The sequence below is a fragment of the Anaerophilus nitritigenes genome (assembly GCF_004138215.1).
Classification (GTDB): Bacteria; Bacillota; Clostridia; order Peptostreptococcales; family Thermotaleaceae; genus Anaerophilus; species Anaerophilus nitritogenes.
In genome coordinates, this window is record NZ_RYYS01000093.1 from 1 (window position 1) to 22,265 (window position 22,265).

The following is a 22,265-nucleotide window of genomic DNA, read 5'->3' on the forward strand; positions in this document are numbered from 1 at the left end:
GATTTTTTAAAAATCATTGAAGAAAAATCAGAAAAAATTAACAATCGTTAAATATAAGGTTTGGAGGTATTTTATGAGGGAGGGAATTATACAATGAAATTGGTATCAGCAGTATTATTAGTACTAAGTACTATGGCTTTATTAAAAGATGTAATTAAAGATGAATTGAAAGCAAGTACAATTTTAAATGCTACAATCATGATATTAAATGGAATACTGTTAAAAATGTAATAATCCCAGGAATAAAAATAAATATACTTACACCACATAAATACAATCTCCTAGATATACCTGGTGTCTAGGAGTCAAGGGGGAATTTAATGAGTTGTATAGATAATTACAAAGACTTATGTATAGATATAGAAACACAGCAATGTATCGTAGAAGATATAGAAAAAGAATTAAAGCAACTAGGGAAACTGATTCACGGGCCTAAAGATATAACAGGAATAGATTATAGTAGAGGGCCTAGTGGATCAACAATTCAAATTCCACTTGATAGGATAATAGATAGGGCCCAAAGAATCACGAAAAGATTAAATGTAGAGCAAGAAATATTACAAAGTAAAATAGAGACAAAGAAAAAGATAGAAGAAAAACTTAAAGAATTAAAGGGCCTAGATGCAAAGGTTGTACATATGAGAGACATACAAGGAAAAGAATTAAAAGATATAGCAGAAGTATTAGGATATTCTTATCAATATGTAAAAGAGATAAGTGCTAGAAATAAACCTACTTTCAACATACTGACAACCGAAAATTAAGATGATATTATGATAGTATAGAACAACTGAATAAGGACAGGGACAATCTCACACATGTTCCAAAGCGGAAACTATCGTAAAGGTGAAGGACACTCAGAAATGGGTGTCTTTTATTATGCATATAAGGGTGGTATGTATGGATGATGTGAAATGGAAAAGTGATAAACATTGTATAGAGTGTAGAAAGAAGATTAGAAAAGAGATCATAAAAGAAATACAAGAGAGTTGTAAGGATTGTAAGAAGATGTATCGTATAGAGAATAAGGAGAGTCATAAGGGACTAAGGAAGTGATAGAGTAATATGAAAAAAATAAATAAATTTATATTGAAGTTCTTTATAGCAATTTTAATAGGAACATCATCAATGATAGTAGGAGCTTTATGCAAGCAGGAATGGATAATATTCGCAGGTGGTTATATAACATGCTTGGTAATAAATTATGAAAACTTATTAGAGTAATATTACTTAATAGAATCAAGGGAAGTGATAGGGTGGTGTAAATGAAACTAACAGAGAAACAGAAAAGATTTTGTGATTATTATATAGAGACAGGAAATGCTACAGAAGCAGCTATAAGAGCAGGGTATTCTAAAAGCACTGCTAAGGTAATAGGAAGTGAAAACTTAACCAAACCTTACTTAAAAGAATATATAGATGAAAGAAACAAGCTATTAGAGAGTGATAGAATAGCTGATATGAAAGAAGTAAAAGAATTCTGGACTAATACTATGAGGAATGTAAATGAAGAGACTAGAGAGCGATTAAAAGCTTCTGAATTAATAGCCAAAACAAACGGAGCTTTCTTGGAAAAGGTTGAACATAGTGGAAATATAAATGTAAACAATCCATTGGAAGGACTAACTACAGAAGAATTAAAGAAGCTGATACATGATGATTGATAAAGAACAACTTAAAAAGTATGCAAGAATAGAACTCGCTAAACGTGAGTTCTTTTATTTTTCTAATTTACTAGCACCAGATTTTTATAAAGAAGATAGAAAATATCTAGTTGATCTATGTAATGAACTCCAAGACTTTTATTACTCAGATGATGATGTATTAATAATCAATGAGCCACCTCGCCATGGGAAAAGTAGAACGGCAGGACTATTTGCTCAATGGGTATTTGGAAAGAATCAGCAAGAAAAGATCATGACAGGCTCATACAATGAAACCTTATCTACAACATTTTCTAAGAATGTAAGGAATGGAATTCAAGAGCAAAAAGCAGATCAAGAAAAGATTGTATATAGCGATATATTTCCAGATGTGAAAATCAAACAAGGTGATGGAGCTATGAATTTATGGAGCCTAGAAGGTGGATACAATAACTATCTAGCCACATCACCGACAGGAACAGCCACAGGGTTTGGATGTTCTCTCATGATTATAGATGACTTAATCAAAAACTCAGAAGAAGCATATAACGAAAATGTATTAGAAAAGCATTGGGATTGGTTTACTAATACTATGTTATCTAGGCTTGAAGAAGGTGGAAAGATCATCATAATCATGACTAGATGGGCAACAGGAGATTTAGCAGGGAAAGCATTAGATCATTTTAAAGAAGAAAAGAAAAAAGTTAGACATATATCCATGAAAGCCTTACAAGATGATGGAACTATGTTGTGTGCAGAAGTTCTTTCTAAGGAAAGTTACAATATGAAAGTTCGAGCTATGGGTGAGGATATAGCAAGTGCAAACTATCAGCAAATACCTATAGATGTAAAAGGAAAATTATATAATAGTTTTAAAACATATACAGAAATACCTAAAACCGATTATGGACATTCTCTATTTACTCGTATAGGTGCTTATGTAGATACAGCAGATGAAGGAAGTGACTATCTGTGTGCTATTGTCTATGGAGAATACAATAAAGAAGCATATGTCCTAGATGTGTATTATACAAAAGATGGGATGGAAGTTACAGAACCAAATACAGCTAAGATGTTACATGAAAACAATGTAAATCTAGCAAGGATTGAAAGTAACAATGGTGGCCGAGGGTTTGCAAGATCAGTACAAAGGATATTGAAATCAAAATACAATAGCAATAAAACAATCATTAAATGGTTCCATCAAAGCAAGAATAAAAAGGCTAGAATCCTTTCAAACTCTACATGGGTAATGGAACATATATATTTCCCTATAAACTGGAGAGATAAGTGGCCAGAGTATTACAAGGCTATGACAGCATATCAAAAGGAAGGGAAAAACAAAAATGATGATGCTCCAGATGCTACAACAGGAGTAGCTGAAAGTATTAATGAAAAAGCAAAAATTACCTTCTTAAAGTAGCTGAATGTAACAAAAGCCTAATTGTGATGCATTCGAAAACACTTGTAAATATTGAAAATATCACATTTGGATAATAATACAATGAAAATGTATAAAAATCACATAAAAAAGTAGGTGATAAAGCTGATAACTTATACAGAATTGATCAATAAAAAGATTATATCTAATGCAAAAATCATAGACAGTACAATCATAAAAGACTTAATAAAAAAACACAATACCACTCAGATGATAGCAGGACATAACTATTATCATAATGAAAATGACATTTTGAAAAGAAAAAGATACTATTACAAAGATGGTGAGAAATTAGAGGACACTACTAAAGAGAATCATAAAATACCTCATAACTGGCACAAAATGCTTGTAGATCAAAAAGTATCTTACTTAGTAGGAAAGCCAATATCATTTTCTACAAACAATCAAACAGAGTATGAGGATAGAATAAACCTAATCTTAGGTGAGGTATGGGATGATACTCTTACAGAGCTAGCAAAGAACAGCAGCAATAAAGGTACAGAATGGCTCCATACATACATCAATGAAGAAGGAAAATTTAAGTTTATTATTATTCCTGCTGAGGAAGTTATCCCAATCTATGATACAAGCCTACAGGAGAATTTAGAAGCTATATTAAGATATTATCTAGTAGAAGTTAATGGGCAGGAAAGAATTAGAGTAGAATGGTGGACTAGAGATACAGTTACATACTATATAGAAACAGAGACAGGAGTATTTGAGTTAGATGATACAGAAAAGAAAAATCCAGATAGTCATTTTTACTACAATGACAAAGGGTATGGATGGGGCAAAGTACCTTTTATAGAGTTTCCTAACAATCAAGAGAGATATTCGGACCTTAAATATTATAAAGAGTTAATAGATGAATATGATCTAAATATTTCAGATTTAGCGAACAATCTAGCAGAATTACAAGAGTTGATTATGGTTTTAAAAGGATATGAAGGAACGGACTTAGCAGAATTTACAGAGAACATAAGATTCTATAAGACTATACAAACATCTGGAGAAGAAGGAAGTGGAGTTGATAAACTAGAGCTAAATATTCCAGTAGAAGCTAAAAAGGAAATGACGGATAGGCTAGAAGAAAATATATTCTTATTTGGTCAAGGTGTGAATATGAAAACAGATAAGTTTGGAAATAGTCCATCTGGTGTAGCCTTAAAGTTTCTATATTCAGCACTAGATTTAAAAGCTAGCATTATGGAAAGGAAATTTAGAAAGGCTATAAAAAGGCTCTTATGGTTTGTAACAGAGTATATCAATATCATAGATAATACGAATTATAACAGCACAGATGTACAAGTAACTTTTAGAAAAACTATGATCACAAATGATCTTGAAAATGTAGATATTGCTCAAAAATCTGTAGGGATTATATCTGATGAAACAATTGTTTCTAATCATCCATGGGTAGAAGATGTATCTGGAGAAATAGAAAAACTAAAAAATCAGAAAGAAGAAGAGTTCAATAGCTTTGGAAAGATAGATTTTCAAAATGAAGGGGAGGAAGTAAAGAATGGCTAAGTACAGAAAGAAACCTGTTATAATAGAAGCTTTTCAATGGACAGGAGACATAGAACAAAAAGAAGATCCAATATGGATTGTAGAAGCTATAAAAAAAGGAGTAGTAAGTTTTCTAGGGCAAGGTACTCCAAATGTAAAAATGATAATTAAAACATTAGAAGGAGATCACGAAGCAAGTAGAGGAGATTATATCATAAAAGGTATAAAAGGCGAGTGTTATCCTTGCAAACCAGATATATTCAAAGCTACTTATGAAAAAGTGGAAGAGTGATAAAAATTGAAATCAAAAGAATACTGGAATCAGAGGATAGAGCAAGTAGCAAGGCTGCAATATGGGAAAGCTGATCAATACATTGGTGGAAGGTTGAAAGTAGAGTATTTACAAGCTCAACAAAGCATACAAAAAGATATAAATATGTTTTATCAGAGATTTGCTCAAAACAATGATATAAACTTAGTAGAAGCAAAGAGGCTACTAAGTGGCAATGAGTTAGCAGAGTTTAAAATGCAGTTAGGAGAGTTTACTAGGCTTGCTAAAAATAATAAAGATGGACAATGGACAAAGACACTAAACAATGTCTATTACAAAGTAAGAGTAAGTAGATTAGAAGCTTTGCAAATACAGATTAGAAATACTATAGAAAATTTAAGACTAGCAGAAGAACAACAATATAGCAATCTTTTAAGTGACACATATAAAGATACTTACTATCGGACGCTATTTGAAATTCAAAGGGGTACAGGTATAGGAGTAACATTTGCAAAGCTAGATACAAAAACAGTAGAAAAGGTATTAAGAACACCATGGCTAGAAGAAAACTTTTCAACTAGAATATGGAACAATAAGCAGGAATTGATAAGGCAGCTAGAGACAGAACTTACCCAAGCTATTATACGAGGAGATAGCCTAGACAAAACAGCTAGGACTATAAGAGATCGAATGGGTGTAAGTTATAGGAATGCATCTAGGCTTATCAGAACAGAAGCAAGCCACATTCAAAATGAATCTACATATGATAGTTACAAAGCAAGTGGAGTAGTAAAAAAATATCAATTTCTTGCGACATTAGACAATCGTACAAGTAGTGTATGTAGAAGCATGGACAATACAGTATTCAACTTAAATGAAAAGCAAGTAGGAATAAACTATCCTCCATTACATGCGAATTGTAGATCAACAGTAGTGCCTTATTTTGATGATGAAATAGATAAAGGTGAGAGAATAGCCAGAAAAGGTGATGGAAAGACTTATTATGTAGATGGAGATATGAGTTATAAGCAATGGTATGATAAATATGTCAAAAATGATGTAACAGAAACTACAGCAGAAAGGAAGTGGGAAAATAGATATAGTGATCAGAAACAATATGAGAAATATAAGGAAATTTTAGGGAAAGAAGCTCCTAATTCTTTTGATAAGTTCCAAGAATTGAAGTATAATAATAGTGAGGAATGGGAAACTCTTAAGAACCAATTTAAAAGTAAAACTACTACAACAAAGAGAGATGGATCTACTAGAGCACAAGAATTTTCAAAGTATTGGAAAGAAGCTAGTTTAAAAGATACTATTTATAAGCATATTCCAGATTATCAAATAGAAGAAAATCTGAATAAAGGAAAGAAAATATATAAGAGTAATCAATCTAATCTTCAAATAGTATATGATGTAAATGGAGATTACTTTAGAATAGAGGATACTATAAAGAAAGGTAAAAGAAGATATTTAGATATTAACGCAAATGATGTTTCAAATAAAATTGAAAATGGAAAGCAAAAAGGCAGAAGTAAAGATGAATATGAGGCACTAACCCATTATAAAAATAGTGATAAGAAAGGAGCTGAAAAGAAATAATGAGTAGATTAAGATATATATCAATACCATTAAATGCTGATGGAGAAGAAGAATATAATAATGGAATTGAAGATACTGAGAATATTAAGACTTTGAACTTATCAGATGAAGAATTTAACTTTTTATATTCTAAAGGAGTATTTGATGATATAAATAATCAGTGTGAATTATTAATTGATGATTATGAATCAGAAATTATTGATAATTCTAAGATACAAACTTGCAAAGAAATTTTATCTTCTTTTGGAGATGAAACAGAAACATTTAAAGAAGCCATAAGATTGGCAGAAGCTAACAATACATTTATAGGATTAGATTTTTAAATAAGCACTTACTAAGAAAAAACAGTAGGTGCTTTTATTATGCCTAAAAGTGAGGTGGGGTATATATGCATCATTACATTACAAAGTATAAGGAAAACGGAATAAGATATGCAGAGGCATGGATTCAGATAAATTTGTTTGGTAAATGCCTCTGCATATGGAAAAAGAAAATTAGAATTTAACTTTAAATTACTACTAAATTTTTTCCCATTTGTGACCTTTTTCTTGGGTAGATATTACCATATATGAAAAAAGTGTACAAACAATTAAGTCTTAGCAATAAGGCTTTTTATTTTGCTCTTTTTAAAGGTTAGAGCATAAAGAAACGTAAGCTATTGGTGGAGCCTACCACTTTAAAAAGGTTAATAGGAGAGGAGAATATATATGGATTTAAAAGAACTATTAGGAGAAGAATTGTTTCAACAGGTATCAGAAAAATTAGGAGATAAGAAAATAGATATAGTGAATGATGGAAATTGGATTCCTAAAGATAAATTTAATTCTACAAATGAGCAATTAAAGGAATTAAAGAAGCAATTAGATGAAAGAGATGAGCAGTTAAAAGAATTAAAGGCAAAAGCAGCAGGGAATGAGGAATTGACTAGTAAGATTGCAGAATTAGAAAAATTAAATGATCAAACTAAGCAAGAATATGAAACAAAAATAGCTGCAATTAAAAAAGATACAGCTATAGAGTTGGCTTTAAAAGATCAACAAGCAAAGAATATTAAGGCTGTAAAAGCTCTGTTAGATTTAGACAAAGTAAGTGTAGATGGTGATAATTTAATAGGCTTAAAAGAGCAATTAGAGAGTCTGAAAGAATCGGACTCTTATTTATTTGGAAAAGATACTCTAAAAGGAAGAGATCCAAATCCTTCTAATCCAGTAGATCCAGAGTATAAAAATAATCCATGGAAAAAAGAAACTTTTAATCTTACAGAGCAAGGAAGAATTTTAAAAGAAAACCCAGAACTTGCACAAAAGTTAATGCAAGCAAAATAATTTTAAGGAGAGTGTAAAATATGACTACAAGAATAGCAGATGTAATTCAACCAGAGGTATTTAACCCATATGTAACACAAAGAACCATGGAACTTTCAGCATTATTTCAATCAGGAATAGTACAAAACAATTCAGAATTTAATAAATTGGCGGGTGGGCCAAATACACTTATCAATATGCCATTTTGGAATGACCTTACAGGTGATTCAGAAATTATGATGGACACAGGAGATTTGACACCAGGGGCAATTGGTTCTAATAAGGATGTGGCTAGAAAACATGGTAGAGCTAGAGCATGGGGAGCAAATGGACTTTCTTCATTATTAAGTGGGGATGACCCTATGGGTGCTATAGCTTCTTTAGTAGCTTCATATTGGGCAAGAGAAATGCAAAAAATCACTATAGCAACCTTAGAAGGAGTATTTGCATCAACAACTATGAAAGATAAAGTACATGACATTTCTACTTTAGAAGGAAATACGGCATTGCTTACAGGAGATACGTTTATAGATGCGAATCAACTTATGGGTGATGCAAAAGATTTACTTACAGGGGTTTTAATGCACTCAGCAGTAGAGGCTTACTTAGCGAAAAGAAAATTAATTGAATATGTTCAAGAATCAGAGCAATCAATGAGAATACCATATTTTATGAATAAACGTGTTATCGTTGATGATGGAGTTCCATATGATACAACAAGTAAAGTAGGGACAATGTATTTGTTTGGTAGTGGAGCTATAGCTTTAGGAAATGGATCACATCCAAATATAATCGAAACGGAAGTAGACAGAAATAAAATGGCTTCATCTGGAGAAGATTTCTTGATCAATAGAAAAATATTTTTGCTTCATCCAAGAGGTGTAAAATGGACTGAAAAGAAAGTAATAGATGTATTCCCAACAAATACAGAGATACAGACAGGAACCAACTGGGAAAGAGTCTATGAACCAAAAGCAGTAAGAGTTGTAAAACATAATTTTAAAATAGCATAGTAAGGGAGCATATGCTCCCTTTGCTGTTTAGAAGTAGGTGAATAAATGACTCAATTAGAAAAGTTAAAACTATTATTGGGAATCACTACAAAAGATATTACTACAGATAAAGAATTTATTTTGCAATTCGCTATAGATAAAGCAACAGATATAATCAAAAATTATTGTAACATATCCAAACTACCAGAAGAACTAAATAACATAGTTTTAAATATAGCACTAGACATATACAGAAAAGAAAATCTAGGGAGTGAAAGTGAAGCCATAGGGCCTATAAGAAGCATACAAGAAGGAGATACAACTACTACTTATGGTGATTCTCAAAATGCAGATCAAAAAGGTGATCTATTAAAAGATTATAGAAGCCAATTAAAACCTTTTAGAAAGCTGAGGTGGTAAATATTCATAGGAAAGCTATAGAAAGCCTATATCTAGATAAATGTACTATATCTAGATTAGGAAAAACGGAAGATCCAGATACAAGAGAAACCATACAAGGCTATAATACAATCTATGAAAATCAACCTTGTAGAATATCTCAAAAGTCTCTAGCAGTAAATACTCAAACAGAAGCAGAGAATAAAATCATGTATGAAACCAAGCTTTTTATTTCGCCAGAGATTGAAATAAAACAAGGCGATAGACTTATTGTATCTAGAAATAATTTAAGTCGAAAATACACAGCAGGAGAGCCGTTTATCTATTCTTCACACCAAGAGGTTTCCATTCAGAGAAAGGAATGGGCATAATGGCAGGATGGGGAAATTTTAATTTCTCAGAATTTGAAAGAATGGCAAAGACATTCAAAAAGGCATTAGATGAAAGAGTAATTGAAAGGTTTATAAGAGATTTTCTTTTAGAAATGGCTTTTAGAGCAGAGAGAAAAATAAAAAGACGTACTCCAGTAGATACAGGACAATTGAGAAGAAGTTGGCAAGTAGGAAATATAGAAAGGCAAGGAAATTCATATATAGTTGAGATATTCAATAATGCAGAGTATGCTTCATTTTTAGAATATGGACATAGGAAAGTTAATGAAAATGGTTGGGTGGAAGGTAAATTCATGATGACAATATCAATGAAAGAGATTGAGAGAGAGTTACCTATATATCTAGAAAGACGCATGACAGAATTAATGGATAATATTTTAAATGGTAGACCTCCGAGAAGGTGATAAATTGAGTACGGTAACAGTAAATAAAATAAGATATGGTGTAATAAAAGCATTATCAGACCATTTTGATATAGAAGTATTTGGAGAAGAAATAAAAGGAGACTTAGAACCTCCTTGTTTTTTTGTAAAGATGTTTAACACAGAACATAAACAAGATTTAGACAGAAGGTATTTAAGATACAATTCATTTGATATTCATTATTTTGGAGATACAACAAATAAGGATATGTTTAATATTCTTGAAGAATTATATGAAACCATGGAACTTATTGAAATAGATGGAAATTTATATCGTGGAACAAGTATGAAACATGAGATCATAGATCAAGTTCTACATTTCTTTGTAGATTATAATTTCCATGTATATAAACCAAAGGAGAATATTTCTAAAATGCAAAGTTTAGAACAGGAGGGATTTTTAAAATGGCTGAGAAAAAGCAAGTTGAACAACAAGTGACAGCATATGAAAAGAATCAAATTATATCATCTAAAAGATTCAATTTAATAGAAAAAGATGTACTTAAAAATATTTTAAAAGATGATGGAAAATATACCATTGAGCAAGTTGAAAAACTTCTTGATGAATTTCTAAAAAAGGAAGTGAAGTAATATGCCAGGAGGAACATGGCTTACTCAAAATAAAGTTAGACCAGGAGTGTATGTGAACTTTGAATCAGAACCTACACCATTAGGTACTTTAGGGGATAGAGGAATTGCTACAATGCCACTTGTTTTGAGTTGGGGAGTAGAAAAAGAGATCATTACAATAGAATCTGGAGAAGATACAGTAAAAAAGTTGGGATATGCAATTACAGAATCTCAGCTTCTTTTAGTGAGAGAATGTTTAAAGAGAGCAAAGACATTACTTTTGTATAGGGTGAATATAGGGAAAAAAGCTACTGCAACTATAGAACCACTTACTGTAAATGCTAAGCATACAGGAGCAAGGGGAAATGATATTAAAATAGTTGTACAAGCAGATATTGATGTAGAATCAAAATTTGATGTAATTACATTAGTAAAAAATAGAATAGTTGATAAGCAAATTGTTGCAACTGTAGAAAATCTAGTATCTAATGATTGGGTCGATTTTAGTGGAAAAGGTACTCTAGTTGTAAATGCAGGGGTTTCTCTTACAGGAGGGGAAGATGGAACGTCTACAAACCAAGATTACACAGATTATTTGGCAGCCATTGAGAAGTATGAATTTAATACTATGGCACTTCCAAGTACAGATACCACTCTAAAAGGTGTATTTGTATCTTTTATAAAACGTCTTAGGGATGATGAAGGGAAGAAAGTACAATGTGTACTAGAAAATTATCCTATTGCAGATTATGAGGGAATTATAAGTGTAAAAAATGGTGTAATTCTAGCAGATAATACAGAACTTACACCAGAACAAGCTACAGCATGGGTGGCAGGAGCTACAGCAGGAGCAAATGTAAACCAATCACTTACTTATACTAAATATGATGATGCAATAGATGTAAATCCAAGATATACAAATACAGAGATTATAAAAGCTTTAAAAGCAGGAGAGTTTATTTTTACTCATTCCAACGGAACAGCATTAGTAGAGCAGGATATTAACTCTCTTACATCATTTACACCTAAAAAAGGCAGAGAATTTGCTAAGAATAGAGTGATTAGGGTACTAGATTCTATAAACAATGACTTTCTTAAAATCTTTTCAGATTTCTATATTGGAAAAGTTGATAATAACGCAGAAGGAAGAAATCTTCTTAAAGGTGAGTGTATTAGTTACTTAGAAATATTACAAGGTATTAGTGCTATTACAAACTTTGATTCTCAAACAGATATTATAGTAATACAGGGTACTGCTATAGATAGTGTATATATAAAAGTGAATGTACAGCCTGTAGATGCAGTAGAAAAGATTTATATTGATGTAGTAGTTCGTGCTACAGATAAATAGAAAGGAAGTGAAAATATGCCTATTATGAATGAATTTGATGCAATAAGTGGTAAGCAAGCCAAGGCTTTTGCAACTATAGATGGAAGAGTAGAAGAATTGTTTTATGCTAAGTCATTAGAATCTACGATAGAAATTAATAAAGTAGATGTTCCTGTCTTAGGAAGAACAAATACACCTTCTGTAATGTCTGGGTGGACTGGAAGTGGAAGTATGACAATTTATTATATGACCACATTATTTAGAAGTTTAATTTTAGAGTATATTAAAAATGGGAAACCATTCTATTTTGATCTTCAAGTAGTGAATGAGGATCCTGCAAGTAAAATAGGAAAACAAACAGTTGTTTTAAAATCTTGTAGTTTAGACAATGTAATTGCAGCTAAATTTGACAATACAAGTGACGATAAGATGGATGAAGAAATTTCATTCACATTCAATGATTATGACATTTTAGATAAATTTAAGGCAGTGTAGTATATAACATCTTTTAAATATAAAAGGTGTTTTTTTATTACAAAAAAGAGGGCAATTCCTATCTAGGTAAGTTCCAGATGCCCTTTCTTTAAATTATAGGAGTTATGCATAGTAGGGTAGGCTCCTACTACTCCTAGAAATTTTAAAATAACTAGGAGGTTTTAAAATATGAATGAAATGATTGCTTTAGGATTAAAAGCTAAAAATGATGAAGCAGTAGCTAGTAGTAGAGTCATTGCTGAAAAATTTGATAAGAGACATGATAATGTTATAAGAGATATAGAAAAATTAATAGAGGGTATCCCCAAAATTGAGGAGACCCCTGTACATAGATATTTTATAAAAACTAATTATATACATGAGCAAAATAAGCAAAGATATAAAGAATATTTAATGACAAGAGATGGATTTACATTATTAGCAATGGGTTTTACAGGAGCAAAAGCTCTTAAATGGAAGTTAAAATATATAAAAGCTTTTAATAGAATGGAGAAATTCATTAGAGAAAAATTATCTAGTGAATGGCAGGAAACAAGAATCAAAGGTAAATTAGCAAGAAGAAATGAAACAGATGTGATAATGACTAGATTAATACCACTAGCAGAATTACAAGGAAGTAAAAATGCAGGGAAACTGTATATGACTTATAGCAAGCTAGTAAATAAATGCGTAGGTATTCCAGCTAATAGCAGAGACAAGGCAACAAGAAGAACTTTAGATGTAATATTTAATTTAGAAAATTTAATTGAGCATGTTATAGATGAAGAGGTAGAAAAAGGTACTTATTATAAAGATATATACCAAATATGTAAAGCAAAATGTAAACTTCTTGTAGAATTAAGTTATTTACCAGAACAAAAAATGATTGCGTAAAACACTAGACTTTAACGAGTCTTTTTTTATTACAGAAAATTATATAAAATAGGAGGATATAGATATGAATTTACAAGAATTTTTAAATAATAATCCAGTTGACAATGTTACAGAGGAAGTAGTAATCTCAGAGAGATTTAAAGCAGGTAAAGATAAATATTTAAAATTTAAGATTAAAGCTATGACTAATAATGAATTTGAAGAGATTCGTAAAAAGTCTACTACCATGAAAAAGAAAGGTAAAGTGGATTTTGATGTACAGAAATTCAATCTTTCTATTATTATAGAAAATACAGTATATCCAGACTTTAAAGATGCTGAGAGTATTAAAAAGTTAGGGTGTATCACTCCAGAGGACTATGTAAAAAAAGTATTGCTTGCAGGAGAAATTGTTGAGTTATCTACACAAATTCAAAAACTAAGTGGTTTCGATCAAGATATGGATACCTTGGTCGAAGAAGCAAAAAACTAATCAAGGAGGGTGATGGTGATGCAAATTATGCTTACTATGCCCTCCATAAACTTAAAATGAAACCTTCTACATTTATAAATATGGATAGAAACGAAAAGGCTTTTACAATTGCGTGTATAGATATTAGGATTGAAAACGAAAAGAAAGAAAGTGCAAAATTGAAAAAGAAATAATCTCCCTTTATGGTATAATATTGGTAAAATATACTAGCGGGAGGGGTTATATTGATCGTAGAAGGATTGAATGGGCAGATTGAATTGACAGGTTCAAAAGTAATTATTACTAGAAAAGGTATTTTATCTGTTCTTTCAAAAGGCTTTGCAGGTGAGAAAGTAATTCCTATTAATAGCATAACAACTATACAATTTAAAAAAGGTTCTCTGATAAGTGGAAATGGATTTATTAAATTTTGTTATGCAGGAAGTATAGAGAATAGGGGAAATTTATCACAAGCAGTCAAAGATGATAATGCTGTTATTTTTAGAAAAAAACATAATAAGGATTTTGAGAACCTTAAAAATAAAATAGAAGAATTAAAAAATCAATAAATTTAAAACTTGGAGCATCCGTAAAGGGTGCTTTTCTATTTATCAAAAAAGGTGGTGATACATATTGCTACTATCACAACTGGCTTAAGAATGTATGATCAAATGACAGGAGTTTTAAGAAATGTTACTCGCTCTTTGAATTTAACACTTTCGGCAATGGAAGATGTACAAAGGACAAGTAACAGGGCTTTTGATACAAGACAATTTGAAGCAGCTAGAAGAAGCATACAACAGACAGAACTATCTATTAGAAGTATAGACAGTTCAATACAAAGAAATACAAGTGAACAAAGGAGATTTAATGCAGAACTTAGAAATGGTTCGAATGATGCAGATTCTCTTACTAGAAAAATTTTAAGTATAGCAGGAGCATATATAGGAATTAGAGCTACCAGTAGATTTTTACTAGGTGGCTCTAAATATTTTATAGAATTTGAACAGCAAATGGCAAATGTAAGGGCTATTACACAAGCAACAGATACAGAATTTAAGATGCTAAATGAAGAAGCTAAAAAGCTTGGAAGAACAACTGTATTTTCAGCTACTCAATCAGCAGAAGGTATGCAATATCTTGCACAAGCAGGGTGGACAACAAATCAAATAATTGCAGGAATGCCTGGTTTATTAAGTTTAGCCGCTGCAAGTGGTGAAGATTTAGCCCGTACTACTGATATAATTAGTGATACTATGACAGGCTTTAGAATGGCAGCTTCTGAATCGAATACGGTAGCGGATATATTTGCATATACAGCTTCTAGTGCTAATACGAATGTAGCAATGATGGGAGAAACAATGAAATATGTTGCACCTATTGCTGAAAGTTTTGGAGCATCAATACAACAAACATCTGCCTTAATTGGAATGGCTGCTAATGCAGGAATTAAAGCTAGTCAAGCAGGAACGTCTTTAAGAGCAGGTTTTTTGAGAATGTCAGATCCTAAAGCTAGAGCTGAAATGGCATTAGATAAACTAAATGTTTCTTTTGTTGATACAAAAGGAAATATGAAAGATGTGCAAGAAATTGTAAAAGATTTATCATATGCTTTTTCAAAATTAAATAACTCTTCCCAATTAGCAGCAGCACAAAGAATATTCGGAGCAGAAGCTGCTACAGCTTGGTTATCTATAATTAAACAAGGACCAGAAGCACTTAATGAATGGGTAGAATCTTTAGAAAATGCAGATGGGACAGCTGCAAAGATGTCAGAAATAATGATCAATACAACAGAAGGAAAAATAAAATTATTCATGTCACAAATAGAAGGAGTATGGATTGATTTTTATGATAGGTTATCGAAAGGAACAACTGGAGAAGCGTTTAGTAATGTATTAAATGGGCTAGTCTTAGCTTTACAATCTATACTTCCTATTCTAGAACAGATTATAATTTTTACAGGATATGTTATAAACTTCATGACAGAACATGCAGACATTTTAGGGCCTGTTATTTATGGGCTTGTCAGTGCTTTAGGTACTTGGCTAATTATGATTGGTCTAATAGCTGTAAAAACTGCAATACTCAATGCGATTTTAGGTACGAATCCACTCGTTTTAATTATTTCATTAGTATTAGGAGTTGTTGCTGCATTAATTCATGCATGGAAAACAAATGATAAGTTTGCAGCAGGATTAATGAGAACATGGAATGCAATTTTAAATTTCTTTGATACTATCCCAGCGTATTTTTGGTCATTAGCTGAAATGATGGTTAAACCTTTTGTTATGTGGGCAAAGACTATAGGGAAAATATACGATTCTGTAATTAATGGAATTATAAAAGGAATAAATACAGTTTTAAAACTCGTAAATAAAGTAACTGGTTCAGCTCTTGAAATACAAACTAAATTTAGCTTTGAAAATATAGCAACAAAAGCACTTGATTTTGCAGGAGCAAAAAAAGATGCAGCTTTTGATAGGGCATCTAAAAAGGCAGCAGAAAGAGAGCAAAAAGTTATAGATATGCTCAATAATAGAGCGTCTAAAAGAGCAGCAGAACAAGCAAGTGGTGGGAATTTAGGATTAGAAAAACAAATAAATGATCTAAACGGAACTGGTATTCAACAATTAGGAGCATTGAATGATTCAAATAAAAAACTAGGTAAGATTTCAGATTCAGTAGATATATCAAAAGAAGATCTACAGGTAATGCGTGAACTTGCAGAAATGAAGAATATACAAAACTTTGTAACTCTTACACCTACTGTAAATGTAGAAGCTACAAGCACAGGTGGAGGATTTGATATAGATACAATGATTGCAAGAATTACAGAGAGTTTAGAAAATGAGATTGCTAGTTCAGCCAGTGCGACAATAATGGTATAGGAGGGATTTATATGAGAGGATCGTTAGAAGAAAGAATAAGAGTGTTAGAAGATAAGATATCTAAATTAGAAGAAAATGCACAAGGCAAAACAACTACTGTAACATTGAAACCTGCTGTAACACTTGATATAGATACAATAATAAAAAGAATTACAGAGACTTTAGAAAAAGAAATGAAACAACAAATTATATAGAATATGGGGGATAGCTATGAATGAAAAGTCTTTAGAATGTAACTTGCAAGATAACAATATAAATGAAAAAGACCTGTTTTGTATAGCAAGGCACATAAGGCAATATGTAGAAGCAAGCAAGGCACAAACCACTGTAGATTTTGGTCAGCCTTGCTTTTCTTGTAAATATGCTATGAGTAACTTGTGTAATTTCTATATATGGGATAGGTTTGAAAAATTATATCAAGCTACAAGAGTTAAGATTAGTCCTAAATATCAAAAAACAATTTGATATTTTAGTGAGATTAAATAAAATGGAGGCTCCTTCAAAGAAAGGAGGTATATGATGAATGAATACGGAATATGGCTAAGTTTTAATAATCAAGAGGAAGGTTTTCAAATTCCGATCACACCAGGAGCTATTGAAATAGGAGAGAGTGGACAAGGAAAGACATATGATATAGAAAAACTAGGAGAAATCAATGTGATTAAAAATATGAAATTGAGTGAATATAGTTTTTCTGGAATATTTCCTTCTACTCGATATCCTTTTGTAAGTTCTAGTGTCTTACTGCAACCTAAAACATATGTAGACTACATTCTAAAATGGATGGGTACAAAGCGACCTATCCGTTTTATTTTTACTGGAAAATCTTTTGATATAAATACCCCTGCTAGTATTGATAAATTTGATTGGAAAGAGACGGCAGGAAGAAATGGAGATATAGAGTATAGTTTGAAATTGAAGAAGTATACTTTCTATTCAGCTAAGAGAGTAAATGTAGTACAAGAAAGCAAAGCAACTGAAATAACTACAATTCTACAGAAAGAACAACCATCAAGACCAAATGATAAAGAAACTCCTAGTAACTACAAGATTAAGAGAGGGGATACACTTTGGATAATAGCAAAGAAAACTCTTGGTGATGGTTCTAAATGGAAAGACATACAAAAAGAAAATAATATAAAAGATTCTGATTTGAAAAAACTGCAAGTAGGAAGAGGTTTAAGCATACCAGGAGGGACTGCAAATGCTTGAAATATTATTAGATAATAAAAACGGTAATGTATGGGATATATCTGAAATAGTAACAGATATATCTTATAAGACATACAGAATAGGAAAGCCTTCTAGCTTATCATTTACATTAATTAAGGGAGCTATATATCAGGATGCTTCTTTCTCATACAACAATGGAGATATAATTCGTATGAAGTATGAAAACCAAAACGTTTTTTATGGATATATATTTACTATAGATGGTGGTAAAGATGAAAATGTAAAAATTACTTGCTATGATCAGATTAGATATTTATTAGCAAAAGATACTTATGTATTCTCAAATACAACTGCAACAAATATCATAAAAAAGATTGCAAATGATTTTTCTCTTAATGTGGGTGTTATGGAGAATACAGGATATGTAATACCTAAAATGGTTGAAGATGGACAAAAACTATTAGATATAATTGATAAGGCTTTAACACTAACTCTAGTAAATTCAAATAAAAACTATGTATTTTATGATGACTTTGGCTTACTGACTATTAAGAATGTAGAAAACATGCTCATTGATTTTTATATAGGTGATGATTCATTGATGTATGATTATAAATCTACAAAGTCTATTGATCAAGATACCTACAATAAAATTAAACTCTATAAGGATGATAAGAAAGCAGGAAAGAGAGAGGTATATCTAGCACAAGACAGTTCAAATATTTCTAAATGGGGAGTATTACAACTATATGAAAAAGTTGACGAAAAAATGAATCAAGCACAGATCAATCAGATGTTAAATCAAATGTTGAAGATTAAAAATAAGGAATCAAAAACTTTAAGGCTTGATTGTATAGGGGATATAAGAATAAGAGCAGGAAATTATGTTCCGATTGTCATAGAAGAATATGAAATCAATCAGCCATTTATTATAGATCAATGTACACATAAAATAAATGGATCAGAACATACAATGAGTATAGATTTGAAGGTGATATAAAATGCTTAATGCAATTAAACAAGCTGCTATGGATGCGATAGATGCTTCTTCTCCTGTTAAAATTCATTTTGGAGAAGTAACAAGTGTGTCTCCTTTGGAAGTAAAAGTAGATCAGAGATTCACTCTTACCTCAGATTTTTTAGTAGTTCCAGAAAGATTAAAAAGATATGTTGTATCATTAGAACACGCACATAAATATAGTGATGAAACTCCATCAGGGACTAAGTCTAAAACTACAGGCCCAGAATTGATCCCTGTTCTAGTAATACGAGAAGGGCTTAAAGTTGGAGATAAGTTAATAATTTTAAGTAAACAAGGAGGGCAAGAATATTTTTTGTATGATAAGGTGGTAGAATTATGATACCCACAGGCTCTAAAATTAGAAATGCTACAGTAGAAAATGTACAACGACCTTCTAAAACTTGGAAAATAGATTTTGAAACAGGAGACATTATAGAAACAATTGATAAATTGGATGCAATAAAACAATCTGTACATAAAATTTTAAAAACAAAAAGATTTGAGTATGTAATATATACTACAAACTATGGGAATGAACTAGAAACACTTTTAGGAAAAGACAGGTTATATGTAAGATCTGAAATAGCAAGAATGATAAAAGAAGCATTAAATGTAGACGATAGAATACTGTCTATTCAAAATATGAACATAGAATTTGTAGGAGATACAGCTATAGCAAAATTTACAGTAGTTAGTAATGCAGGAACATTTGATGTAGAGGAGGAGGTGTTAATATAGATGTATGAAAATATGACATATGAATATATTCTGCAAAAGATGTTAGATAGAGTGCCTAATACGATAGATAAAAGAGAAGGAAGTGTAATATATGATGCTCTTGCTCCTGCAGCTGCTGAAATGGCACAAATTTATATTGAACTTAATATAAGATATAACTTATATTTTATAGAGACATCAACAGGGGAATATTTATCACAAAGAACTGCCGAGGTTGGGGTAAAAAGAAAACCTGCTACAAAAGCCATAAGAAAAGGGCTTTTTTTTAATTCTAATAATACACTCTTTGATATTCCGATTGGAAGTAGATATTCTATAGATAACTTAAACTACATTGCAGTAAATAAGTTAAGTACAGGAGAGTTTGAAATGGAGTGTGAGAGGGTTGGGATAGTAGGAAATCAAAAATTTGGAGAATTAATTCCTATTGATTTTGTGGATGGACTGGCAAAGGCAGAATTGGCAGATGTATTAATTCCAGGAGAAGATGATGAAAGTGATGAAAATTTGAGAGAAAGGTATTATGAAAAAATTAGAACTCCTGCTACATCAGGAAATAAATATCATTATAAAAATTGGGCAAAGGAAGTAATAGGGGTAGGAGATGCACATATCATTCCATTATGGAACGGAAACAATACCGTAAAAGTAATAATAGTAGATAGTGAAAAAAATCCAGCAAGTGATTATTTAGTCCAAAAGACATTTGATCACATTGAAGAGGAAAGACCAATCGGAGCAAGGGTAACAGTAGTATCGGCACAAGCTAAAAATATAAATATATCAGCAAAGCTAAATCTAGCAAATAAATATACAATACAAAATGTACAAAGAGAGTTTGAAAATACATTGGAGAAGTATAGAAAAGATATAGCTTTTAAGGATTCATATATTAGCTATGCAGCTATAGGGAATCTGCTTTTTAATACTCATGGTGTGCTTGATTACAATAATCTAAATTTAAATGGTGTAATGAAGAATATAGGGTTAGAAGATGAAGAGATACCTATATTTAATACAATTCAACTAGAGGTGATGTAGATTGTTTGTAGAGAAGTTAAACAAAAAACAAGATGGAATTTATGTTATAGAAGAAGAAAAAATCATCATAGATGGAAAATGGGAAGGGTTTTTAGGTCATGACAATGTAAATATAGTATCTATATCAATTCATACTGCTCCAGGATTTGCAGGAAAAAAAGTAGTAAATTATTTTGTGTCTACTCTAGAGGAAATGCCATGGAAAACACATTTAAAAGTATTTTCAGATAGTGAAAAGGTCTATATTACTTATGAGAGTACAGGTGATCAAGTAGAAGCTGAGGATATTAACGAGTTACAAAGAGGTATAGTCGGTACAATAAAAGATTTAGAAGAATATAAGAAAAGCAATATAAAAGAAATAGATAATTTAAAAGAAAAAACTATTGAACATATACATCAAGAAAATAATCCACATCTAGTTACATTAGAACAATTAGGAGGAGTATCTGCAAATGACATTAATCTTCTTGAAGAAACAATGAAAAAATACATTGATCAAAAGCTTTCAGAAACAAGTTTAAAAGGTCCTTTTACCTGGCAACAGCTTAAGGGGGTATAAATATGTCTTATAGTACAAAGCAATATGGACAGATCATATATGGAGAAGAAGACACTTTTATACAAGATGATATAGAATCTTCACTTCCAGACTTAATGAAATATCTACCTCGATACTATCAAGAGTCTAAAACAATGAAAGAGTTACAAAATAGTATAGGAAAAGAGTTTGGAGTATTTAATTACTACATTAAAGATGTAGAAAAACAATTCTTTATAGATACAGCAACTTGGGGACTTGCGATATATGAAAAAGAATTAGGAATACCTACAAATGTAAATCTTTCCTTAGAAGAAAGACGAGAGATTATTAAAGCTAAATGGAGAGGTTCAGGAACCACTACAAAACAAATGATCAAAAATACAGCAGAAGCTTTTTCGGGCGGAGAGGTAGATGTTATCGAGTACCCAGAAGAAGGATATTTTGTAATAAAATTTATAGGAGTTAAAGGGATTCCTAGAAATATGGAAAGCTTTAAAGAAATGCTAGAAACAATCAAACCTGCTCACTTGGCATATGAATTTAAATATATCTTAGTAGTATGGCAGATGCTTAAGAATTGGAATACTACTTGGAAAATAGGAAGTACAATGACTTGGAATGAGCTAAGACAGTATAGACTTGATGAATTAAACGAGGAGGGAAAATAATGAAATATACAGGAAATCTAAAATTAAAAAAACCAGATCTTGCAGATGTTGTAAATGTAGAAGATTTAAATTATAACTCTGATATTATAGATCAACAAATAACTCGCACTAAAGATGAAGTTAATGGACAATTAGCAGATTATGAGTACCAAACTCCACAGATTGTAGGTTCAAAAATAATATTACATAAAAAGGGAGATACAAAAAGATTATTTTTTAAAATGCCTTCAGAACTTAATGGTACAATTTCAATATCCGTTGATAACGGTGTAACAACTAAGCCTTTGCAAGATATCGACGGAAATCAAATTACGAAATTAAAAAAAGGATTTATGGAGGTGGTAGCTGACGCAAATTTTTTTATTTATGTTGAAACAGGAGAAGATTTTATACAAGTTGAATATCAAGATTTTTACAACGATTTATTTCTGGCAAGAACTACCCCTACCCCATTATCAGTCGCTAAAAGTGGATTAGCAGGAGCAAGTGTAGGTG

General features: G+C 31.2%; 32 protein-coding genes. All 32 read left to right on the top strand.

Translation table 11 applies throughout. From position 1 onward, the window contains the following. The first annotated feature begins 93 nt into the window (after positions 1 to 93). Positions 94 to 231: a hypothetical protein gene (locus EK368_RS14990; RefSeq protein WP_165000455.1), complete on the top strand. Its 138-nt coding sequence runs from the start codon at positions 94 to 96 to the stop codon at positions 229 to 231. Between the two features lie 89 nt (positions 232 to 320). Then, positions 321 to 764 carry a hypothetical protein gene (locus EK368_RS13175; RefSeq protein ID WP_129600450.1) on the top strand — a complete coding sequence of 148 codons (444 nt, stop codon included), beginning with the start codon at positions 321 to 323 and terminating at the stop codon, positions 762 to 764. Positions 765 to 900: 136 nt separating this feature from the next. Next, positions 901 to 1,056, top strand: coding sequence for a hypothetical protein (locus EK368_RS14995; RefSeq protein WP_165000456.1), 156 nt, complete (start codon positions 901 to 903; stop codon positions 1,054 to 1,056). A 209-nt stretch (positions 1,057 to 1,265) separates the two neighbouring features. Next, positions 1,266 to 1,664: a terminase small subunit gene (locus EK368_RS13180; protein WP_129600451.1), complete on the top strand. Its 399-nt coding sequence runs from the start codon at positions 1,266 to 1,268 to the stop codon at positions 1,662 to 1,664. Then, positions 1,654 to 3,066, top strand: a complete 1,413-nt coding sequence (gene terL / locus EK368_RS13185) for a phage terminase large subunit (RefSeq protein WP_423243548.1) — start codon at positions 1,654 to 1,656, stop codon at positions 3,064 to 3,066. Before EK368_RS13180 ends, terL begins: the two co-directional genes overlap by 11 nt. 114 nt (positions 3,067 to 3,180) lie before the next feature. After that, the gene (locus tag EK368_RS13190) at positions 3,181 to 4,614 is read left to right on the top strand and encodes a phage portal protein (RefSeq protein ID WP_129600453.1); all 1,434 of its coding nucleotides are present in this window, start codon (positions 3,181 to 3,183) and stop codon (positions 4,612 to 4,614) included. Further along, positions 4,607 to 4,885: a hypothetical protein gene (locus EK368_RS13195; RefSeq protein WP_129600454.1), complete on the top strand. Its 279-nt coding sequence runs from the start codon at positions 4,607 to 4,609 to the stop codon at positions 4,883 to 4,885. Before EK368_RS13190 ends, EK368_RS13195 begins: the two co-directional genes overlap by 8 nt. A 6-nt stretch (positions 4,886 to 4,891) precedes the next feature. After that, positions 4,892 to 6,466 (top strand): minor capsid protein, encoded by a 1,575-nt coding sequence (locus EK368_RS13200; protein WP_129600456.1) that lies wholly within the window; start codon positions 4,892 to 4,894, stop codon positions 6,464 to 6,466. After that, positions 6,466 to 6,789 (top strand): hypothetical protein, encoded by a 324-nt coding sequence (locus EK368_RS13205; protein ID WP_129600457.1) that lies wholly within the window; start codon positions 6,466 to 6,468, stop codon positions 6,787 to 6,789. Before EK368_RS13200 ends, EK368_RS13205 begins: the two co-directional genes overlap by 1 nt. Positions 6,790 to 7,173: 384 nt before the next feature. Beyond that, the gene (locus EK368_RS13210) at positions 7,174 to 7,791 is read left to right on the top strand and encodes a phage scaffolding protein (RefSeq protein ID WP_129600458.1); all 618 of its coding nucleotides are present in this window, start codon (positions 7,174 to 7,176) and stop codon (positions 7,789 to 7,791) included. 20 nt (positions 7,792 to 7,811) lie between these two features. Next, the gene (locus EK368_RS13215) at positions 7,812 to 8,783 is read left to right on the top strand and encodes a major capsid protein (RefSeq protein WP_129600460.1); all 972 of its coding nucleotides are present in this window, start codon (positions 7,812 to 7,814) and stop codon (positions 8,781 to 8,783) included. 45 nt (positions 8,784 to 8,828) lie between these two features. Next, a complete protein-coding gene (locus EK368_RS13220; RefSeq protein ID WP_129600461.1) occupies positions 8,829 to 9,182 on the top strand; it encodes a phage head-tail connector protein in 354 nt (117 codons plus the stop codon). Beyond that, the gene (locus EK368_RS13225; RefSeq protein ID WP_129600463.1) at positions 9,176 to 9,532 is read left to right on the top strand and encodes a DUF6093 family protein; all 357 of its coding nucleotides are present in this window, start codon (positions 9,176 to 9,178) and stop codon (positions 9,530 to 9,532) included. Before EK368_RS13220 ends, EK368_RS13225 begins: the two co-directional genes overlap by 7 nt. Continuing rightward, complete coding sequence (locus EK368_RS13230; RefSeq protein ID WP_129600464.1) at positions 9,532 to 9,957, top strand: HK97 gp10 family phage protein; 426 nt, start codon at positions 9,532 to 9,534, stop codon at positions 9,955 to 9,957. Before EK368_RS13225 ends, EK368_RS13230 begins: the two co-directional genes overlap by 1 nt. A gap of 4 nt (positions 9,958 to 9,961) precedes the next feature. Continuing rightward, a complete protein-coding gene (locus EK368_RS13235) occupies positions 9,962 to 10,414 on the top strand; it encodes a phage tail terminator family protein (RefSeq protein ID WP_129600466.1) in 453 nt (150 codons plus the stop codon). Then, positions 10,381 to 10,566, top strand: a complete 186-nt coding sequence (locus EK368_RS13240) for a hypothetical protein (RefSeq protein ID WP_129600467.1) — start codon at positions 10,381 to 10,383, stop codon at positions 10,564 to 10,566. The genes EK368_RS13235 and EK368_RS13240 overlap by 34 nt, the downstream gene beginning before the upstream one ends. A gap of 1 nt (position 10,567) precedes the next feature. Further along, positions 10,568 to 11,896, top strand: coding sequence for a phage tail sheath family protein (locus tag EK368_RS13245; RefSeq protein ID WP_129600468.1), 1,329 nt, complete (start codon positions 10,568 to 10,570; stop codon positions 11,894 to 11,896). Positions 11,897 to 11,911: 15 nt separating this feature from the next. Beyond that, complete coding sequence (locus EK368_RS13250) at positions 11,912 to 12,370, top strand: phage tail tube protein (RefSeq protein ID WP_129600470.1); 459 nt, start codon at positions 11,912 to 11,914, stop codon at positions 12,368 to 12,370. A gap of 168 nt (positions 12,371 to 12,538) precedes the next feature. Then, positions 12,539 to 13,243, top strand: coding sequence for a Rha family transcriptional regulator (locus EK368_RS13255; RefSeq protein ID WP_129600471.1), 705 nt, complete (start codon positions 12,539 to 12,541; stop codon positions 13,241 to 13,243). A 64-nt stretch (positions 13,244 to 13,307) separates the two neighbouring features. Then, positions 13,308 to 13,715 (top strand): phage tail assembly chaperone, encoded by a 408-nt coding sequence (locus EK368_RS13260; RefSeq protein WP_129600473.1) that lies wholly within the window; start codon positions 13,308 to 13,310, stop codon positions 13,713 to 13,715. Positions 13,716 to 13,939: 224 nt separating this feature from the next. After that, complete coding sequence (locus EK368_RS13265) at positions 13,940 to 14,263, top strand: DUF4429 domain-containing protein (protein WP_129600474.1); 324 nt, start codon at positions 13,940 to 13,942, stop codon at positions 14,261 to 14,263. A 27-nt stretch (positions 14,264 to 14,290) separates the two neighbouring features. Further along, positions 14,291 to 16,585: a phage tail tape measure protein gene (locus tag EK368_RS13270; RefSeq protein ID WP_165000457.1), complete on the top strand. Its 2,295-nt coding sequence runs from the start codon at positions 14,291 to 14,293 to the stop codon at positions 16,583 to 16,585. 11 nt (positions 16,586 to 16,596) lie between these two features. After that, positions 16,597 to 16,779 (top strand): hypothetical protein, encoded by a 183-nt coding sequence (locus EK368_RS13275; RefSeq protein WP_129600477.1) that lies wholly within the window; start codon positions 16,597 to 16,599, stop codon positions 16,777 to 16,779. Positions 16,780 to 16,795: 16 nt separating this feature from the next. After that, positions 16,796 to 17,050, top strand: coding sequence for a hypothetical protein (locus tag EK368_RS13280; RefSeq protein WP_129600479.1), 255 nt, complete (start codon positions 16,796 to 16,798; stop codon positions 17,048 to 17,050). A gap of 54 nt (positions 17,051 to 17,104) precedes the next feature. Beyond that, entirely contained in the window at positions 17,105 to 17,797 is a 693-nt protein-coding gene (locus EK368_RS13285) for a LysM peptidoglycan-binding domain-containing protein (protein ID WP_129600480.1), read from the top strand. Beyond that, positions 17,790 to 18,758: an XkdQ/YqbQ family protein gene (locus tag EK368_RS13290; protein WP_129600481.1), complete on the top strand. Its 969-nt coding sequence runs from the start codon at positions 17,790 to 17,792 to the stop codon at positions 18,756 to 18,758. Before EK368_RS13285 ends, EK368_RS13290 begins: the two co-directional genes overlap by 8 nt. Position 18,759: 1 nt before the next feature. Continuing rightward, positions 18,760 to 19,119, top strand: a complete 360-nt coding sequence (locus tag EK368_RS13295; RefSeq protein WP_129600483.1) for a DUF2577 domain-containing protein — start codon at positions 18,760 to 18,762, stop codon at positions 19,117 to 19,119. Beyond that, positions 19,116 to 19,517: a DUF2634 domain-containing protein gene (locus EK368_RS13300; protein ID WP_129600485.1), complete on the top strand. Its 402-nt coding sequence runs from the start codon at positions 19,116 to 19,118 to the stop codon at positions 19,515 to 19,517. The genes EK368_RS13295 and EK368_RS13300 overlap by 4 nt, the downstream gene beginning before the upstream one ends. Continuing rightward, positions 19,518 to 20,558, top strand: a complete 1,041-nt coding sequence (locus tag EK368_RS13305) for a baseplate J/gp47 family protein (protein WP_129600488.1) — start codon at positions 19,518 to 19,520, stop codon at positions 20,556 to 20,558. Position 20,559: 1 nt separating this feature from the next. After that, positions 20,560 to 21,120 (top strand): hypothetical protein, encoded by a 561-nt coding sequence (locus EK368_RS15075; RefSeq protein ID WP_202976487.1) that lies wholly within the window; start codon positions 20,560 to 20,562, stop codon positions 21,118 to 21,120. 2 nt (positions 21,121 to 21,122) lie between these two features. Then, the gene (locus EK368_RS13315; protein WP_129600490.1) at positions 21,123 to 21,770 is read left to right on the top strand and encodes a YmfQ family protein; all 648 of its coding nucleotides are present in this window, start codon (positions 21,123 to 21,125) and stop codon (positions 21,768 to 21,770) included. Further along, positions 21,770 to 22,265 (top strand): hypothetical protein (locus tag EK368_RS13320; RefSeq protein ID WP_165000458.1); only part of this gene is annotated, 496 nt, incomplete at its 3' end. The genes EK368_RS13315 and EK368_RS13320, both read left to right, overlap by 1 nt.

Excerpts from the sequence above, each read along its gene's own strand:
- EK368_RS13230 (WP_129600464.1), top strand. The coding sequence starts at position 9,532 with ATGGCAGGATGGGGAAATTTTAATTTCTCAGAATTTGAAAGAATGGCA.
- terL (WP_423243548.1), top strand. The coding sequence starts at position 1,654 with ATGATGATTGATAAAGAACAACTTAAAAAGTATGCAAGAATAGAACTC.
- EK368_RS13290 (WP_129600481.1), top strand. The coding sequence starts at position 17,790 with ATGCTTGAAATATTATTAGATAATAAAAACGGTAATGTATGGGATATA.
- EK368_RS13195 (WP_129600454.1), top strand. The coding sequence starts at position 4,607 with ATGGCTAAGTACAGAAAGAAACCTGTTATAATAGAAGCTTTTCAATGG.
- EK368_RS13285 (WP_129600480.1), top strand. The coding sequence starts at position 17,105 with ATGAATGAATACGGAATATGGCTAAGTTTTAATAATCAAGAGGAAGGT.
- EK368_RS13220 (WP_129600461.1), top strand. The coding sequence starts at position 8,829 with ATGACTCAATTAGAAAAGTTAAAACTATTATTGGGAATCACTACAAAA.
- EK368_RS13255 (WP_129600471.1), top strand. The coding sequence starts at position 12,539 with ATGAATGAAATGATTGCTTTAGGATTAAAAGCTAAAAATGATGAAGCA.
- EK368_RS13300 (WP_129600485.1), top strand. The coding sequence starts at position 19,116 with ATGATACCCACAGGCTCTAAAATTAGAAATGCTACAGTAGAAAATGTA.
- EK368_RS13175 (WP_129600450.1), top strand. The coding sequence starts at position 321 with ATGAGTTGTATAGATAATTACAAAGACTTATGTATAGATATAGAAACA.
- EK368_RS13260 (WP_129600473.1), top strand. The coding sequence starts at position 13,308 with ATGAATTTACAAGAATTTTTAAATAATAATCCAGTTGACAATGTTACA.
- EK368_RS13210 (WP_129600458.1), top strand. The coding sequence starts at position 7,174 with ATGGATTTAAAAGAACTATTAGGAGAAGAATTGTTTCAACAGGTATCA.
- EK368_RS13275 (WP_129600477.1), top strand. The coding sequence starts at position 16,597 with ATGAGAGGATCGTTAGAAGAAAGAATAAGAGTGTTAGAAGATAAGATA.
- EK368_RS13240 (WP_129600467.1), top strand. The coding sequence starts at position 10,381 with ATGGCTGAGAAAAAGCAAGTTGAACAACAAGTGACAGCATATGAAAAG.
- EK368_RS13205 (WP_129600457.1), top strand. The coding sequence starts at position 6,466 with ATGAGTAGATTAAGATATATATCAATACCATTAAATGCTGATGGAGAA.
- EK368_RS13305 (WP_129600488.1), top strand. The coding sequence starts at position 19,518 with ATGTATGAAAATATGACATATGAATATATTCTGCAAAAGATGTTAGAT.
- EK368_RS13280 (WP_129600479.1), top strand. The coding sequence starts at position 16,796 with ATGAATGAAAAGTCTTTAGAATGTAACTTGCAAGATAACAATATAAAT.
- EK368_RS13180 (WP_129600451.1), top strand. The coding sequence starts at position 1,266 with ATGAAACTAACAGAGAAACAGAAAAGATTTTGTGATTATTATATAGAG.
- EK368_RS14995 (WP_165000456.1), top strand. The coding sequence starts at position 901 with ATGGATGATGTGAAATGGAAAAGTGATAAACATTGTATAGAGTGTAGA.
- EK368_RS13315 (WP_129600490.1), top strand. The coding sequence starts at position 21,123 with ATGTCTTATAGTACAAAGCAATATGGACAGATCATATATGGAGAAGAA.
- EK368_RS14990 (WP_165000455.1), top strand. The coding sequence starts at position 94 with ATGAAATTGGTATCAGCAGTATTATTAGTACTAAGTACTATGGCTTTA.
- EK368_RS13215 (WP_129600460.1), top strand. The coding sequence starts at position 7,812 with ATGACTACAAGAATAGCAGATGTAATTCAACCAGAGGTATTTAACCCA.
- EK368_RS13250 (WP_129600470.1), top strand. The coding sequence starts at position 11,912 with ATGCCTATTATGAATGAATTTGATGCAATAAGTGGTAAGCAAGCCAAG.
- EK368_RS13295 (WP_129600483.1), top strand. The coding sequence starts at position 18,760 with ATGCTTAATGCAATTAAACAAGCTGCTATGGATGCGATAGATGCTTCT.
- EK368_RS13245 (WP_129600468.1), top strand. The coding sequence starts at position 10,568 with ATGCCAGGAGGAACATGGCTTACTCAAAATAAAGTTAGACCAGGAGTG.